Genomic DNA, 15,215 nt, shown 5'->3' with positions numbered 1-15,215 from the left:
TATGTCTAAATCAAATATCATGTTGGACTTTAGTTTGCTAAAAACCAACAGAAACTTTCGCGCTATTTTCATTGCTCGGCTGATGTCTGTGTTGGGTATTGGCATGCTAAATGTTGCCGTGCCGGTACAGATATATGAGTTAACGGGATCCAGTTTACAGGTTGGTTTTGCCGTGGCGCTAGATGGAATGGGGATGTTTGTCGGTCTGATGCTAGGAGGTGTTTTAGCAGACAGAATGGACCGCAAATGGCTGATTCTATTTTCGCGCTTTATTTGCGGAGTTGGTTTTGTCTTGCTTGCAGCCAATGCGTATTTATCAGAGCCAAGCCTTTGGGCTGTGTATGCTATCTCTCTCTGGGATGGTTTTTTTAGTGCGATTGGAATGACAGCATTAATGGCGTCTATTCCTCATTTAGTCGGGCGAGAAAATTTGCCAACAGCGGGCGCATTGAGCATGTTGATTGTTCGAATTGGTTCCGTCATTTCACCCGCCGTTGCTGGTGTAGTGATTGTGTCATTTGGGGTGACATGGAACTATACCTTGGCAGCGATAGGTACGCTTTGTACGTTAATTACCTTGGTTACTTTGCCAAACATGAAGCCGCAAGAAGGTGGGCCTCAAGAGCATCCAATTCGCTCATTAATGGACGGATTTAGCTTTGTATTTACGCATAAAATTATTCGTGCGGTTGTTGCATTGGGTACGCTAGAAGCGGTCACCAAATCTATTCGTATTTTATTTCCTGCTTTAGCGGCAACCGCGTTTGGTGGCGGGGCGTTTGAAGTGGGGCTCATGTACGCTGCGGTGCCTGTGGGATCGACTTTAGGAGCACTTACTAGCGGTTGGGTTCGTCATGCGAAGAGGCCTGGTGTGGTTATGTTGTTCACGGCGTTTTTTTCCTTCTTGTGTGTCGCTGCGTTGGGTTTTATGGGGCATTTGGTATTAATGCTGCTGGCCTTGGCTGTGTTTGGCTATCTAGGGTCGATTGGTGGTTTGCTGCAATACACCATTGTACAAGGCCACACTCCCGATCATATGTTAGGGCGAATTGGTAGCTTCTGGACAGCACAAGATGTGGTAGGCGATTCTGCTGGTGCATTAGGCATTGGTGTGATTGTAAAAGTGCTGTCGCCAGTTATGGGTTTGGTCGCCCTTGGCTTTGGTTGTGCCGCAGCAACGTTATTATTAAGCGCAGGAGTGCATTCATTAAGAAGTGTCAGTTTGATTGATACGACGCTCTTTCCTGATGATGACGTTGCTGAAAAAGAAACTCTTCCAGCAAAAGACGCTACGGCATAATCGTTCTTTTACTTGTGCAGTCTAAGAAAATGGCGATGTTCCAGGATATCGCCATTTTTTATTGATAGCTTGCAGTTCAACTATACTTGTCGGCCTTTTGGAATGATTAATGGTGTACCCGAAACAGGATCTTCCATAATAATACAGGGTAAACCAAATACGTCTTCAATAAGCGCTTCAGTGACTACGTCTTTGGGGGCGCCAGAAGTAATGATTTGTCCTGCTTTCATAGCAATAAGATTGTCAGCGTATCGGCAAGCGTGATTAAGGTCATGCAGAACCGCCACCATGGTATGACCTTGTAGGCGGTTTAAGTCTTGAAATAAATCCATCAGTTCAATTTGATGAGCGATATCTAAGTACGTTGTTGGCTCATCTAATAACAGTAATGGCGTTTCTTGAGCCAATGCCATTGCTACCCATACACGTTGTTTTTGCCCGCCAGAAAGTTGATCGACATGATGCTGAGCGAACTCCATGATGCCCGTTGCTTTCATTGCAGACTCTACGGCTATCTGGTCTTGTTCGCGCCAAGGTTGAAACCACTTTTGATGGGGAAAGCGACCACGAGCGACTAAATCGACCACTTTTATGCCATCTGGCGCAATGGCGCTTTGTGGTAAGAGCCCCAGTATTTTTGCTACCTCACGGGTCGGTAAAGTATGAATGTCTTGGCCATTTAGTCGTACTTGGCCAGATGTTGGCGGCAGCAATCTGCTCAATGCTCTTAGTAAAGTGGATTTTCCACAGCCATTTGGGCCAACAATAATACTGAACTTACCTTCAGGAATATCAACCGAGAGATTGTTGGCGATGATTGTTTGATCGTAGCCGAGGGTAACAGATTGGGTCGACAAAGAAAGTTCTGGCAAAGCTTGATAGTCTGTATCGTTTGATTTGTTCTGCTGAATTTCTGGGACTGTTGCTGTCATTTTCTTCCCTCACGAATAATTAAAAACACTAGATAAATACCACCCAAGCTCACGGTGATGAGTCCTACTGGTAATGTCGAGCCTTCCCAGCTATGTTGCGCGATAAAATCTGCACTAAGTAATAACAAACCGCCGACTAGAGCGGATGATCCTAATGAGGTGCTCGCGCTGTTTTCAAGGCGTTTTGCTATCTGAGGAGCGGCCAGAGCAATGAAGGCTATTGGGCCAGTGATGGCAGTGGCGACAGCGGTTAGAGCAACGCCAACAAACATTAGGGCGAGACGGGTTTTATTCACTGAAACGCCCAGCGCCGCCGCGGTATCGTCGCCCATTTCGAGCAATTTCATACGAGTATTAAGCAAAAAAGCACAAAGGATAAAGACCGCAATGAGTACTGCGGCGGGCAATATGCGTACCCAGGTCATACCATTGAGTGTGCCTGCGCCCCAAAGCGCAGCGGTCATTGCGGTTTCTAATGAAACGCTAAGAATCAGCCATTGGTTAAACGCAGAAAGGGTGGCACTAATCGCGATGCCTACAATGATTAATCGAAAACCGGAATGGCCATCTCTATAGGCAAAAATATAAACGAGCAAGGCAGAAAAAAGACCGCCCAGAATTGCGCCCAATACACTGAACCAGTAGAGATTGCCAAACAAAGCAATAGACAGCAAAACCCCGGTAAAGGCGCCAACATTAAAGCCAGTGATGTCAGGGCTACCCAAAGGGTTACGAACCAATGATTGGAATACGGCACCGCTGATTCCTAGCGCCGCACCGAGCACTAGGGCGGCAAACAATCTAGAGGCTCGCCATTGCCACACAACAATAGATTGATAGGGGGCAGCTTGACCTGTGAGAAGTCGCCAAATATCTTGAACATTTTCGGCAATGTGTTGGCCAAAAAAAAGTGTGGCAATGACCAGCGCAAGAGTAAAAAAACAAATGATTTGCTTTGGGTAGTGACTAACAACAGTGGTTGTTGTCAGTGTGTGGTTACGATAGACCTTCATAGTCCAGAAGCTCCTTTTCTGCGCACTAAATAAATCAGAATAGGTGCGCCGATAAACGCTGTCACAATAGAAACTCGTAATTCCCCAACAATTAACACACGTCCGATGATGTCAGCGATTAATAGCAATATGGGCGTTAGAATAAAGCAAAAGGGGATGATCCAGCGTTGATCTGGGCCCACCATCCAGCGAGCAATATGTGGCATCATTAGACTGACAAAGCCAATGGGTCCGGCCGCCGCAGTGGCAGCGCCACAAAGTAATGTAACTGCTATTAGTCCCAATAACTGAATACGAGCGGGTTTGCTGCCCAGTGCTGATGCCAAAGAGTCGCCTAGTCCAAATGCATTAAGGGCTGGGGTAATCGATACGGCTAACAAGCAGCCGCCGATGACAATAGGAGCGATAAATAATGGGACAGATATCGCGCGAATATCTAGGCTGCCAACCGCCCAAAAACGCATCTGATCGAATGCACTAGGATTGAAAAGGGTAAGGCCAGAGCTAATACCGCCAAATACGGCGCCAATGGCAACCCCTGCTAGCGTAAGTTTCAGTGGGTCGGCTCTACCACCGCCTATGCTACCAACGAAATACACTAATAAGCTGGCTAAAAAAGCCCCCAGAGCCGCATAGCCAAAAAATTCGGTCAGCTGAGTTGCGCCTAAAAAGACGATGGCGATCGCGATGGCTAAACTGGCGCCTAAGTTAACACCAAGAATACCGGGGTCCGCCAAAGGGTTTCGGGTTATTGCCTGAATTAGTGCGCCAGACGTTCCAAGCGCCATACCAACAAAAAGCCCATTCAGCGTGCGTGGTAAACGACCTTCAATAACAATGGTTTTAGCCAGTCCATGTTCTTCGCCCATGAATATATTCCACAGAATGTCCATGGAAATCGGCTTAGCTCCAATGCATAAACCGGCGACCATAATAATGAGCAAAAATAGTAGCAATGCGAACAACCAAGCGTATCGCTTGCTCTTTGACGCAGACATTGTGTTATTGGTCATGACTTTTCACGTCCAAACAGTGCTTGCAATCGCTTCAATAAATTGGTGGCGCTGTAATAGTCTAGGCGAAAAGTGTCTTCGCCAACGGCGAATACCTGATGGTTTTGTACAGAACTTGTTTCATGTAGATAAGGGTTATCTATAAATGCTTGTTCTCTATCAGTGCTGGCTGAAAACAGCAGTGTGGTATTGCCAGTTACCGCATCAGGAAAGCGTTCCCCAGTAGCGATGATTATGTCATGACGAATCCCCATGCTGATATCGCCTTTTACGCTCTCAGGGACGTCAGCTAGAGTAAAACCAAGTTCTTGTAATAATCGACCCTGTGCAGATTCTGAGGTCCAAATATTGGCTCCAGTGTCGTCTTGGTAGTAGACCATGGCCGTGGTCGGTTGAGGTGGTAGGTTAATCGTAGTTTTGGTGTGTTTCACTTCTTGTTCAAAGCGTTGGATCATGGTTTTCGCTTGTTCTTCTAAACCTAGAATATCGCCAAAAATGCTCGCAAGTTGCATCCAGCTTTTGTCGTCATACGCAATAACCAATGTTGGTGCGATATCTTTAAGTTGCTCATAGAGCTTGAGGGCGGAATCTCCACCAGTTGCAGAAATGATGATTAGATCTGGGTTGGCCTTGATAATCGCTTCGGCATTGGGTTCGGTTTGATAGAGGGGAGTGACACCTCGAGTTTCTGCGATATCTGCCCATTGGCGCATAAAGCCTTGTTCAGATGCTACGCTGGTATTCGCCATAGTAGCGCCAGAAGCGACAAGGGGTGCCTTGATAGCAAGTAACGTCCCCGTCAAGGTGACGCTGGTGGACACAATTCTGGTTGGTTTTTTATTAAGAGTGAGCAGACCTTCTGGGGTCATGATTTTTCTTGGCCAACCCGATGTGCTTTTTTCTACCTGATCTATTTTTAACTGTGTTTTGTCTGGCGCGGCTGTGGGTGATTGGTCACAGCTTGCTAAAGTAAGACTTAAAAAAAGAAGAGCGAGAACTTGCTTGAAGTGTGTCATAAAGCGAACCATGTCTAAAATCCTGTAGACCGAGAAGAACGCGTCATTATATAGATGAGAATAGAATATTTATACTATTGATAATCATTTCTATTTATTTTTTAAGTGTCTCTATTTGTTACACAGTAAAACACCAGAAGTTAATGCTATAAGGGCTGACTAGGTTGAGCTTAGAGAGCTTAGGAAAATCACTCAGTTTGACTTTGCCATTTTTAAATTTTGGCTTGAGGCCGTTGATACGAATTTTTTTTGAAGTGAGAGAATCTGCGGTGATTTCAAAGCGCTTCTTTTTGGCACCAAAACCGTTGCAGTGTAAAATTTTGGGATTGGCAGACATATTGATGATAAGAAGGGTGCATTTGCCTACTTTTTTGGCACTATGGCAATAAATTTGTACAAAAGGGTCGTTGCTGTGAACATCAAAAACTTGCTCACCCATGAGTTTGCCCCAGAGCCAGCTGACCCAATAATCTGGGTTTGGTTTTAACGTTTGGCGGTTAATAAGAGCGTAATCACCGCCTATTAAGCTCTGTCTTATCATGACTTTTTGGCCGATTTTCGCGCCTCTTCCTAATTGATCAGCCCACCAAAAGCAGGATACAAAACGGTCTGATAACTTGGCTTGTCCACCGCACTGAGCTGAGCCTGTCTCTCCTGTCCAAAGTTGCGCGTTGGGCTGATATTGATCTCTGAGCTTTTCTAATTGCCTTGAATATCTTTCGTAATCCATAAGAGAGCTTGGCGAGAGAATATTTTTGATGGTTGCTGCTCGCGTTATAACAGGAGATCGGCTGCTTTGGAATGGGTAATAATGCCAATCAACAATGTCGAGAGGTTCTTCTAGGTAGCTTAGGAATGGTGCGGAAATATTACTCAAGGGTTTGATAGCTTCGCCGATTCTTGGCCAAAAAGCGCTGCCTGGGCCTGCAACTTTGCTATCTGGGCTACATTGGCGAACACAACGGATAAAGGTATCGTAGTCTTTGGCAAGATTTCGCGCACTGGGTTGAGACGTTAATCCATGAAACGCCCAATAGGCATTGAGTTCATTGCCCAGTTCACAAATGTCGATGTTTTGTCCGTGCTCTTGGCTATATTCTAACAGCGCTTTGACTTCGCTTGCTTGCCAGTGACCTTGTTGACGCCGCTCGAATAGACCATATTTCATGGTAAACATGAGGGCTAATGCATTTCGCTGGCAGAAATCATGAAGCTGATGCCACATATCCCGAGTAAGAAGCAGGGCGTTTGGAGAGGCTTCACTATTCATGTTTTTACTGGTGAAATAAGTGACGTTATCTGCTTCGGATCCACCGACACGTACGTAAGCACTACCAAGGCCTTTGACTAATAAATTCAGTTTTTCTTGGTTTAAATCCAAAGGAGGAACTCGTTGTGTGCCAAGTCCTCTTTGTGTGCCTTCACTGCCTTCCCACCAGAAACCACCAGCCAATACGGAAATATCAATGGAGAAAGATAAGTATCTTGGATCTATAGTGGTAATGGGTGTCGTGCTGTTAAGATTAACGAGCAGCGATTTATTTTGATGAATATTGTGCCGTCTTTGCAATCTAGAATAAAACAAGAGTTCATATCCCTCATAAAAGGTTTTACTAGACTGCGATAAAAGTGTGACATTTTTATGATGCTTTACATGTACCGTTTTTTATAAAGGATACTTAGATGAAAATAACGAATGGGATAAAGACGATTTTGCTTGCAGGCTGCGCTTTATTAATGGGTTGTACCAGTGCGCCTAAAAATATTGACCCTGTGACCGAGTTCCAAGTTAAACGTTATTTGGGGACTTGGTATGAAATCGTCCGCCAAGATCATGCTTTTGAAGAAGGTTTGTCAGAGGTGACGGCGACCTATTCTATGCGGGACGATGGTGGTGTATCTGTATTGAATCGTGGCTATTCAGCGGAAGAAAAAAAATGGCGTGAAGCCGAAGGTCGTGCTTATTTTGTCAATTCATCTAATGTTGGCCATTTAAAAGTTTCTTTCTTTGGGCCGTTTTATGGTGCCTATGTAATTTTCGAGTTAGATAAAGATAATTATCAATACGCCATGATTTCTGGCCCAAGCCGTGATTATTTCTGGTTGTTGTCACGTACGCCAACTATGCCAGAAGCCGTTAAGCGTCGATTGCTAGCCAAAGCGGAAGCTTTGGGCTTCCCGATGGATAAGTTGGTGAATGTAGTTCAGAGGGGGAATGTTCCAGCCAGCTAATTCTTTGCTCACATGCTCTCTTTTTAGAAAAGAGAGCATGTGATGGATTCTTTTGCTTGTGGGGTTGAGCAAACTTCAGCGTATGCCGCAGGGTTTTGAATAAGCGCATAGTGCATATTCGAGTCGCGGCATAAGGCTAGGAAATCATCATGGCGTTGATTGAAATTGTTTCTTGTTATTTCGTAGTCGATGGTTGCGTCGTTACCACCAAAATCATTCTCTATTGAGTCAGCTTTCTCACGCTGAATCAGGTAAGTTAATTCATTATATCTTTGCATAACTTGATGACAGTAAGCGCTATTTGGCGTGGTTTCTGCACACTCTGTCATTGAGGTTTCAAGTTGTTCCTTCTGCATTTGATAGCGGTCTAGATAACGTGTCGCTTGGCTATTTTTTTTCTGCGTTCTTTCTGAACGAAGAGACAGGGCGTCTAATCTATTTTGGGCTTTACCTAAACGCTCTTCTTTTGCCAAACACTCTTTACCAAAGGCTATTAAGTCATTGCCATGTGCTAGATTGACAAAAGAGCACATTAATAAAAGCACACTGTATTTAATAGGCAAAATGCTCATGAGGTTGCTAATCCTGTTTGTTCTTCGTCACATATGTTGTGTATGTTAATCGTCATTACGCCTAAGGAAGGTGCGAACAAGTCCTCTTGCCTCAGCATGTGGATAAAAACTTGTTATTCGAGGCGAGTAGCGAATATGAATAGTGGTTCTATTTTCAAGGTGCTCAACAAAGAATACAAGCTTTTAGACCATGCCCTGCGGGTCTTTCAGAGAAAACGCCACATGTCGTTGCGACTCCTTGAAAGGTACCTACATTTCTTCCGAGTCGCGCCTTATTTGACGATTTCTCTGAAAGACAGAGGCTTAGTAGACTTATTCTCACCTTCCTTAAGTATACACTGTGTTTTTATGGAGGATGTATGGATAAATTGTCATCAGTAAAAAGTATAGGGAAAGGTATTAAGGTTTCTCTTGATAGAGGGCCTTTTCAAAATAATGGTGCGTCACCCTGGTATGCTTATGTGGGAGTTGGTACGCCTGCGCAAGCATTGAAGTTTTCTTTTGATACTGGAAGTAACTTTATATGGGTTACTTCTAGCTTCTGTGAGTCGAATACGTGTCATCACTACGGCGATAAACAGTTTCTCTATCAACTATCTTCTAGCTTCTCATTGCTCAACCCTCGGACAATTGGCGTCGATTTTGGTCCTTGGGGAAATATGGAGGTAAAAACTGGTAAAGACACATTTACATTAACGCCTGATTCTTTAAGGCAATCTTGCATTGGTCCGGTATCTATATCCTCAGATGTATATTTGGCGCAATCTTATGAAGGAACTCAGTTTCAAGAGCTTGATTGGGATGGTGGCATTGGTATTCCTAGCACGACAGAAGCATCTGATTCGCTTCATTGTTCGTCTTATCGTTACCAGTCTTTTTCTAGTCAAGCTGAAGCCGTATCTTTCCACTTCTTCCAAAGTTTGATTCAGCAAGGAATTGTTAGTCCCCAGTGTCCATATGTTGGCTTTTTGACGAGTAGCCATGATGGGAGAGGGCAGGTTCAATTTGGCCTGCTTAATGAGGATTATCGCAATAGTAGAGAATATTTATTTTTACCTTGGGATAAATACGCTGCTCCGTATCTGTGGACCAGTAAGATAGGTGCACTTTCTATTGGTCAGAAACAATTAATTCCTTCAGCAACTCTTCCTGAAGCGACTTATTTTTTTGCTTTAGACTCTGGTTCTTCAGCATTTAAGGGGGATGTCGCTTTGATGAATGCCCTTTATAGCATTGCCTCTCAAACAAAAGAGGATCTTGTTATTGAAATTGGCCAAACCGATTCTGGAGAGGTGGGGAAATTGGTGGTCACTTCAGATATGTACAATGTTTTGATCGAAGAAGGAAAAGATAAAGGTAAGCTTGTTACTCAGTTTCAGCCGCTTGAAGGTGGAGATTATATCGCTCTAGTAGGGTCTGTCATGATGGATTATCTGTATACCCTGTATGAATATTCGATCGAATACATTGATGGAAAGCCAAACCTTTTACCTGTGGGAATGTGGATTTTTAATAAAACCTCGGGCCCAAAAGTCATCACAACCCTTCAAAAGCAGCCAGCACGAATTTTTGCTGTTGACTGATTTTTCTAACAACTTAGGAAATAAAAGTATGTCTTTAATTTTAAACGGTACTTGGGAAAATAGTTATGGATCCACTATGACATTAGAGGTGAATAACGACGGCTTTATTTTAGGGGAATATGGTTCACATACAGGATCAACTGGGACCTATATCGTTGTTGGCTATTGTCGACAGATCAATCCAGTTCAAGATGCTTCGCAACCATTAGTGCTGTCTATTTATTGGCGTTCAACTGGTGATGAAGAGCCCGATGATGGTTCACATTGGGTATCGACTTACTGTGGCCAGCTAGACTTCAATGGTCAAATGACAGTGATGAATTCCTTGGTTACGACAACTCAATACCAAGGTTTTGAACCTGGTGATTACATAGATAAGCTGATTTTCACTAAGCGGTCTTCTTCCTCCTCTACATTTGCTGTCGATAAGGTGAAAAGCATTACACAGCAAAAAGTCGAGGTGGCGAATCCTATTAATGGGATTTGGCAGGATTCAGAACAAAAAATCCAGTTAACTGTGTCCTTGCAGAATCAGCGATATGGCTTTGTTGAAGGCTGGCTAAGTTATAGCAATGAGCGAGTTAAAATTTGTGGCTTCACTGATACTTTGCCTAGGCAGAATAACAATACATTACAAAGTGTCAGTTTAAGTGGATATATGATGGTTCATGGTCAACCTATTTCACTTGTTGGCCGTATTAGTCAAGATACTCGTGCTCTAGTGCTATCTAGGTGGCTTGCTAATTCTACCACCACAGATGATTCTTTTTTTCAGGCGAGCTCGATGAATTGGCGACTATCCAAACAGCCCTAGTTGGGTGTGGCATATTGTGAGGGAAAACAAATGAACATCAGTAACGCTTTTAATCAACAAGAACATGACCAAACCATCATTGATTGTTTTCTCGAAATGTGGCGTTACTCCGCTGATTTAATGTTTATTATGGCGGTGGAAAAAGACGGTGAGTTTTCCTTATATGATAATAACCCAGCATCTAAGACTGTTATGGGGCTTGAAAAGGGCGCTGAAATTCACCGTCTTAATCTGAGGGTGCAGTTTGGCGATGAGATGGCAGAGCAGGTTTTCGAGACCTATGAAAACGTTATAAAAGGTCGTAAGCCGATCTCTATTGAACAGCCTGGTGTTTGTGGTGATGGCAGTCGTATCTATTTTGATACTTTGTTTGTGCCTATATTTAATTCTGCTGGAGAACCGATTTTTGTTTGTGGCGTAAGTCGTGATATCACTAAAATTAAAGACGCTGAAAATATGGCTTTGCAAGCCAATGAAAAGCTTCTTGAATACAGTGCCGCTTTAGAATCTATCAATCAAGATCTAGATCGTAAGGTCCAAGAACGAACGAAAGAACTAGAAGATGCTAAACGAACAGTAGAAGATGCTTTGGACGCTAAATCTTCATTTGTGGCTCGTATGAGCCATGAAATACGTACCCCAATTAATGCTGTCATTGGATTAAGCCACCTAAGTTTAAAAACGTCATTAAGTCATGAGCAAAAAGACTATATCAATACTATTTTAACGTCTGCGGAAAGCCTACTTAGCCTCGTTAATGATGTATTGGATTTTTCGAAGATTGAAGCAGGAAAAATGGGCATAGAAGAGGTGTCTTTTTCCCCCAAAGTGGTTGTTCAACACGCCATTAATATGAATGCTATCAAAGCAGAAGAAAAAAAATTGACGGTGACGGTCGATATTTCTCCTTCCTTACCACATATGCTTTTAGGAGACCCTCTGCGTATACAGCAAATATTGGTTAATCTGGTAACCAATGCTGTCAAATTTACCGAGCGCGGTGGGATTTGTGTTCGTCTGTATACAGAAGAAAAGGCTGGCTGCGATGTCGTGCTTAGGTGTGATGTTATTGATACTGGAATAGGTATATCAAAGGCGTATTTAGGCCAGCTATTTCAATCTTTTCAGCAGGCCGATGACAGTGTGACTCGCCAGTTCGGAGGAACTGGATTAGGTCTAACGATATCTCGTCAGTTATGTGAACTGATGGGCGGAGATATTTGGGTGAATAGTGAGCTAGGGCAAGGTTCTACCTTTAGTTTTACTCTTCCTCTAAATGTTGCATTGGAACTTGGTATTTCAAATGAAAACTTACAATATAGTAAAGAGCAAATAGAAAAAAATGAAAAGATTGAACGTACTCCTGATTTATCAAAATATTACGTGCTGTTGGCAGAAGATAATCTGATTAATCAAAAGGTTGTTTTAGGGTATTTAGCGGATACTTTGATCAATGTTGATGTTGTTGAAAACGGTAAAGAAGCGATAAGTCGATTAGAAAGTAAAAAGTACGACTTGGTTTTGATGGATATTCAAATGCCAATAATGGATGGATTAACGGCTTCACGAAATATCAGGCAGTCTTCTGTTTATGGCGATGTCCCAATTATTGCCATGACGGCACATGTCTCTGAAGAGGCAAAAAAGCAGTCTGCAAAAGCTGGAATGAATGCACATTTAGATAAGCCAATAAATAAAACCGGTTTATACAAAATTTTACAAAAACACCTAGGCAAGAATAATCAATATAATCCCTTAGAAATGAATGGGATCTTAGCTCACGAGCAAGGTTCATTACTTTTAGAGGTGTTGTCTAAGTTGTCTTCAATAGATATGTTAGATACGAGTAAGGCGATCTCGAGTTTAGATGATAAAAAGAGTCTTTATCTTGATTTGGTATTGTCTTTTTATAATCGCTATAGGGACTTTTCTTTTTACGAATTGGAGGCGGACAATCTAGTCGGAGCCATTCATTCATTAAAGTCTAATTCTGCTTATATAGGTGCTTTTGAGCTATCAAGTTATTGTTCAAAATTAGAAGAGAATATTAATTGTAGTTCTCCTAGTATTGAAAATATTAGTTCACTAGTAGAAGAAGTGAAGACTCTCGTTAGAAAATTAGAAGTAATTTTAACCTCTTATTCCTCATTAATTAATGCAAGTGAAGTGGAAATTAATTTTGAAGAAGGAGTTCTCGTTGATAAATTAAAAACGATTGTCCCTTTGTTAGAAAAATCAGATTTTTTTGTAGAAAATCATTTCAGCTTGCTACGTAAAATGGTTAGAGGAACCAAGTATGCTCTAGATATTGAAAACTTAATTTATGATGTGAAAAACATTGAGTTTGAGATTGCTTTTGCTAAAGCATCTCGGCTTATTTTAGAGCTTCAAGGCGATTAGACTATGACAGAAGTACAACGTGTTTTAGTCATTGATGACGAAAAAATAAACCTGAAAATAATCAGCGATATGCTGAGTGATGATGTCATCGTCATGCTTGCGAAAAGCGGTGAGCAGGGTGTTAGAAAAGCCATAGAGTACCAGCCAGATCTGATTTTACTTGATGTCATGATGCCTGAAATGGATGGCTTTGAAACCATGAGTCGCCTTCGCCATGATGTACGAACCAGTGCTATCCCCGTCATCTTCATTACGGCTTTAAATGACTCAAGCAATGAAGAAAAAGCCTTGTTAATGGGCGCCAATGACTACATCCAGAAACCACTACATACCAATATTGTACTGGCTCGAGTGCGCCTTCATTTACAGCTTGTGAAACAGCGTAAGATGCTGGAAAAACTCGCGAATATTGATCCATTAACATCACTGGCTAATCGTCGTAAATACCAGGAAGTCATTCAACAAGAATGGCAAAACGCTATTGAGAATCAATCATGTATATCTTTATTGGTCATCGATATCGATAATTTCAAACAATATAATGACTGTTACGGACATGCCACAGGCGACAAGGTACTTCAGCAAGTCGCTTCAGTGCTGGCTAACCAAGTTTTAGATCAAGGACTGGTGGCAAGATATGGCGGTGAAGAGTTCGTAATCTTGCTACCTGACCATTCAAAAGAAGAGTCACTTGATGTTGCTAAGCGATGTATGCAGGGCGTCGAGGCTTTAAATTTAGCTTACAGCCATGAAGACTTTAACGGTAGAGTAACGGTCAGTGTGGGTGGCACTACTCAATTACCCAGTGAAAACTGCCATAGTGAAGACTTTTTTAATGCGGCTGATGATATGCTTGGATTGGCTAAAAAAAGCGGTAAAAATAAAATATTATGGAGTTTACCGAGTAACCTAAATGAAGTTGTTGAGTGATGTTGTTTAATTCACTCTTATAGAAGGTTTGTAATGAACAAGGTTAATAACTCATACGGGTTAGAAATGCATCCGTTGAGAGATGTTTTGTATGCGGAGTTGCATTCGCGCCCATTTCAGGTCTTACCCAGCCCAGCCCGTATAAGCTATCTCGCGGTTATCGTTAGGCCAGACCAAAAACAAGCAGAGTTCGAACATTTTTGTTCACTGTATAATCATTTTAATGGTGCACCACCAGAAAAAGACAGTGTGTGTTTTGAGGTAGATTTTGGTCCTTTCACGGTTCGCCGTGATAAGCACCTTGAGTTCATCTCTTACATGATTATCTGTACTAATGCTGATTCAGTATTCGGTATTTTTGATCAAAATGCCTTGGCTAATTTACCCATTGAATGGTTATCAAGTATGCCTGGCATTACCATTGCCGCTTTTCACGTGGCTGTTGAAGATGCTAGAACCATTCCTGAACCAGATTTGGCGCTCGTTAAAAGTCATTTTGAAGGCATGCGTCTGGTTGGTAGTCGCCCTCATAATGGCGATGCTCAGGTGTGGACGACCTTTCAACTACACAGCGATGGTTGTGGCCGTTTTTTGATTTATAACAAACGCATGAGTGATAGTCAGTTAGGCCGTATGGTTCAGCGCGTAGTCGAAATAGAAACCTATCGTCTGATGGCGTTATTGGCTTTGCCCATGGCTCGTAAGTACAACGCCGAACTGGTTGCGATGGACGAAGAATTAGCGCAAACCACCGCCAGCTTGTCAGATGCAACAGAGCCACTTGATGAACAAGCGTTGTTGAGTGAGCTAATCGATATGGCTGCTTGGGTTGAAGCGACTCGTTCTAAAACGTCTTTTCGATTCAGTGCCACAAGGGCGTATCACGAATTAGTTTTAAAACGCTTGAATGAGTTAAAAGAAGACGAAGTATCTGGTCATTTAACCATTACCGAATTTATGACTCGTCGCTTAACGCCAGCCGTGAGGACTTGTAATACGGCTGGTAATCATTTGGAAAGTCTTTCGACACGAATCGACAGAGTGTCAGACATGATGCGCACCCAAGTAGAAATGTCGATTCAATCGCAGAATCAACAACTGCTTACCTCTATGGATCGTCGCTCAAAGATTCAGCTTGCTATGCAACATACGGTTGAAGGTCTGTCAGTCGCTGCAATAAGTTACTACAGTGTGGGTCTGCTAAAGTTCTTGATTGAAGCGGTATATGACAAGGGTGTGAGTTTTGATAAAAGCCTAGTAATTGGTTTGTCAGTGCCTCTTGTGGTTGGCAGTGTGTGGTTTGCGACACGAAAAATCCATAAGCGGTTTTTGTTGTTAGCTAAAGCAAAAGAAGAAAAATAGCAGGCTTTTTGATAAACCAAACCCTAGAAAAAAGGCTTTCTACTTTAG

At 42.6% G+C, this 15,215-nt stretch carries 13 protein-coding genes; 7 read left to right on the top strand and 6 right to left on the bottom strand.

Going from position 1 to position 15,215, the window contains the following annotated elements; translation table 11 throughout:
- The first annotated feature begins 1 nt into the window (after position 1).
- The gene (gene entS, locus KDW99_RS13045) at positions 2–1,300 is read left to right on the top strand and encodes an enterobactin transporter EntS (RefSeq protein ID WP_255825322.1); all 1,299 of its coding nucleotides are present in this window, start codon (positions 2–4) and stop codon (positions 1,298–1,300) included.
- 80 nt (positions 1,301–1,380) lie between these two features.
- On the opposite strand, the gene KDW99_RS13040 is transcribed toward entS, so the two are convergent.
- From KDW99_RS13040 to KDW99_RS13020, 5 genes are all read right to left on the bottom strand, one after another.
- A complete protein-coding gene (locus KDW99_RS13040) occupies positions 1,381–2,232 on the bottom strand; it encodes an ABC transporter ATP-binding protein (protein ID WP_255825321.1) in 852 nt (283 codons plus the stop codon).
- Positions 2,229–3,245 carry a FecCD family ABC transporter permease gene (locus tag KDW99_RS13035; RefSeq protein WP_255825320.1) on the bottom strand — a complete coding sequence of 339 codons (1,017 nt, stop codon included), beginning with the start codon at positions 3,243–3,245 and terminating at the stop codon, positions 2,229–2,231. The genes KDW99_RS13040 and KDW99_RS13035 overlap by 4 nt, the downstream gene beginning before the upstream one ends.
- A complete protein-coding gene (gene fepD / locus KDW99_RS13030; RefSeq protein ID WP_255825319.1) occupies positions 3,242–4,258 on the bottom strand; it encodes a Fe(3+)-siderophore ABC transporter permease in 1,017 nt (338 codons plus the stop codon). Before fepD ends, KDW99_RS13035 begins: the two co-directional genes overlap by 4 nt.
- Positions 4,255–5,286 (bottom strand): Fe2+-enterobactin ABC transporter substrate-binding protein, encoded by a 1,032-nt coding sequence (fepB, locus tag KDW99_RS13025; protein WP_255825318.1) that lies wholly within the window; start codon positions 5,284–5,286, stop codon positions 4,255–4,257. Before fepB ends, fepD begins: the two co-directional genes overlap by 4 nt.
- Before the next feature lie 106 nt (positions 5,287–5,392).
- Positions 5,393–6,859 (bottom strand): glycoside hydrolase, encoded by a 1,467-nt coding sequence (locus KDW99_RS13020; protein WP_255825317.1) that lies wholly within the window; start codon positions 6,857–6,859, stop codon positions 5,393–5,395.
- 98 nt (positions 6,860–6,957) lie between these two features.
- Between KDW99_RS13020 and KDW99_RS13015 the strand changes: the two genes are divergently transcribed.
- Positions 6,958–7,506 carry a lipocalin family protein gene (locus tag KDW99_RS13015; protein WP_255825316.1) on the top strand — a complete coding sequence of 183 codons (549 nt, stop codon included), beginning with the start codon at positions 6,958–6,960 and terminating at the stop codon, positions 7,504–7,506.
- A 23-nt stretch (positions 7,507–7,529) separates the two neighbouring features.
- Here the strand turns inward: KDW99_RS13015 and KDW99_RS13010 are convergent, their stop codons facing one another.
- Entirely contained in the window at positions 7,530–8,078 is a 549-nt protein-coding gene (locus KDW99_RS13010) for a hypothetical protein (protein ID WP_255825315.1), read from the bottom strand.
- 359 nt (positions 8,079–8,437) lie between these two features.
- On the opposite strand from KDW99_RS13010, the gene KDW99_RS13005 reads away from it, so the two are divergent.
- The 5 genes from KDW99_RS13005 to KDW99_RS12985 are packed head-to-tail and all read left to right on the top strand — an operon-like array spanning position 8,438 to position 15,167.
- Positions 8,438–9,661, top strand: coding sequence for a pepsin-like aspartic protease (locus KDW99_RS13005; RefSeq protein WP_255825314.1), 1,224 nt, complete (start codon positions 8,438–8,440; stop codon positions 9,659–9,661).
- A gap of 28 nt (positions 9,662–9,689) precedes the next feature.
- Positions 9,690–10,475: an avidin/streptavidin family protein gene (locus KDW99_RS13000; protein ID WP_255825313.1), complete on the top strand. Its 786-nt coding sequence runs from the start codon at positions 9,690–9,692 to the stop codon at positions 10,473–10,475.
- 30 nt (positions 10,476–10,505) lie between these two features.
- On the top strand, positions 10,506–12,875 hold the full coding sequence (locus KDW99_RS12995) for an ATP-binding protein (protein ID WP_255825312.1): 2,370 nt from the start codon (positions 10,506–10,508) through the stop codon (positions 12,873–12,875).
- Between the two features lie 3 nt (positions 12,876–12,878).
- Positions 12,879–13,805 (top strand): GGDEF domain-containing response regulator, encoded by a 927-nt coding sequence (locus KDW99_RS12990; RefSeq protein ID WP_255825311.1) that lies wholly within the window; start codon positions 12,879–12,881, stop codon positions 13,803–13,805.
- Between the two features lie 33 nt (positions 13,806–13,838).
- Entirely contained in the window at positions 13,839–15,167 is a 1,329-nt protein-coding gene (locus KDW99_RS12985; protein WP_255825310.1) for a DUF3422 family protein, read from the top strand.
- The last annotated feature ends 48 nt before the right edge of the window (positions 15,168–15,215 follow it).

Origin of the sequence: Marinomonas rhizomae (genome assembly GCF_024397855.1) — a bacterium.
GTDB classification, from domain to species: Bacteria; Pseudomonadota; Gammaproteobacteria; order Pseudomonadales; family Marinomonadaceae; genus Marinomonas; species Marinomonas rhizomae_A.
Note: the sequence above shows the minus strand (reverse complement) of the source record. Positions and strands in the feature narration are given on the sequence as shown.

Coding starts and splice junctions, on each gene's coding strand:
- entS (WP_255825322.1), top strand. CDS start 2: ATGTCTAAATCAAATATCATGTTGGACTTTAGTTTGCTAAAAACCAAC.
- KDW99_RS13040 (WP_255825321.1), bottom strand. CDS start 2,232: ATGACAGCAACAGTCCCAGAAATTCAGCAGAACAAATCAAACGATACA.
- KDW99_RS13035 (WP_255825320.1), bottom strand. CDS start 3,245: ATGAAGGTCTATCGTAACCACACACTGACAACAACCACTGTTGTTAGT.
- fepD (WP_255825319.1), bottom strand. CDS start 4,258: ATGACCAATAACACAATGTCTGCGTCAAAGAGCAAGCGATACGCTTGG.
- fepB (WP_255825318.1), bottom strand. CDS start 5,286: ATGGTTCGCTTTATGACACACTTCAAGCAAGTTCTCGCTCTTCTTTTT.
- KDW99_RS13015 (WP_255825316.1), top strand. CDS start 6,958: ATGAAAATAACGAATGGGATAAAGACGATTTTGCTTGCAGGCTGCGCT.
- KDW99_RS13010 (WP_255825315.1), bottom strand. CDS start 8,078: ATGAGCATTTTGCCTATTAAATACAGTGTGCTTTTATTAATGTGCTCT.
- KDW99_RS13005 (WP_255825314.1), top strand. CDS start 8,438: ATGGATAAATTGTCATCAGTAAAAAGTATAGGGAAAGGTATTAAGGTT.
- KDW99_RS13000 (WP_255825313.1), top strand. CDS start 9,690: ATGTCTTTAATTTTAAACGGTACTTGGGAAAATAGTTATGGATCCACT.
- KDW99_RS12995 (WP_255825312.1), top strand. CDS start 10,506: ATGAACATCAGTAACGCTTTTAATCAACAAGAACATGACCAAACCATC.
- KDW99_RS12990 (WP_255825311.1), top strand. CDS start 12,879: ATGACAGAAGTACAACGTGTTTTAGTCATTGATGACGAAAAAATAAAC.
- KDW99_RS12985 (WP_255825310.1), top strand. CDS start 13,839: ATGAACAAGGTTAATAACTCATACGGGTTAGAAATGCATCCGTTGAGA.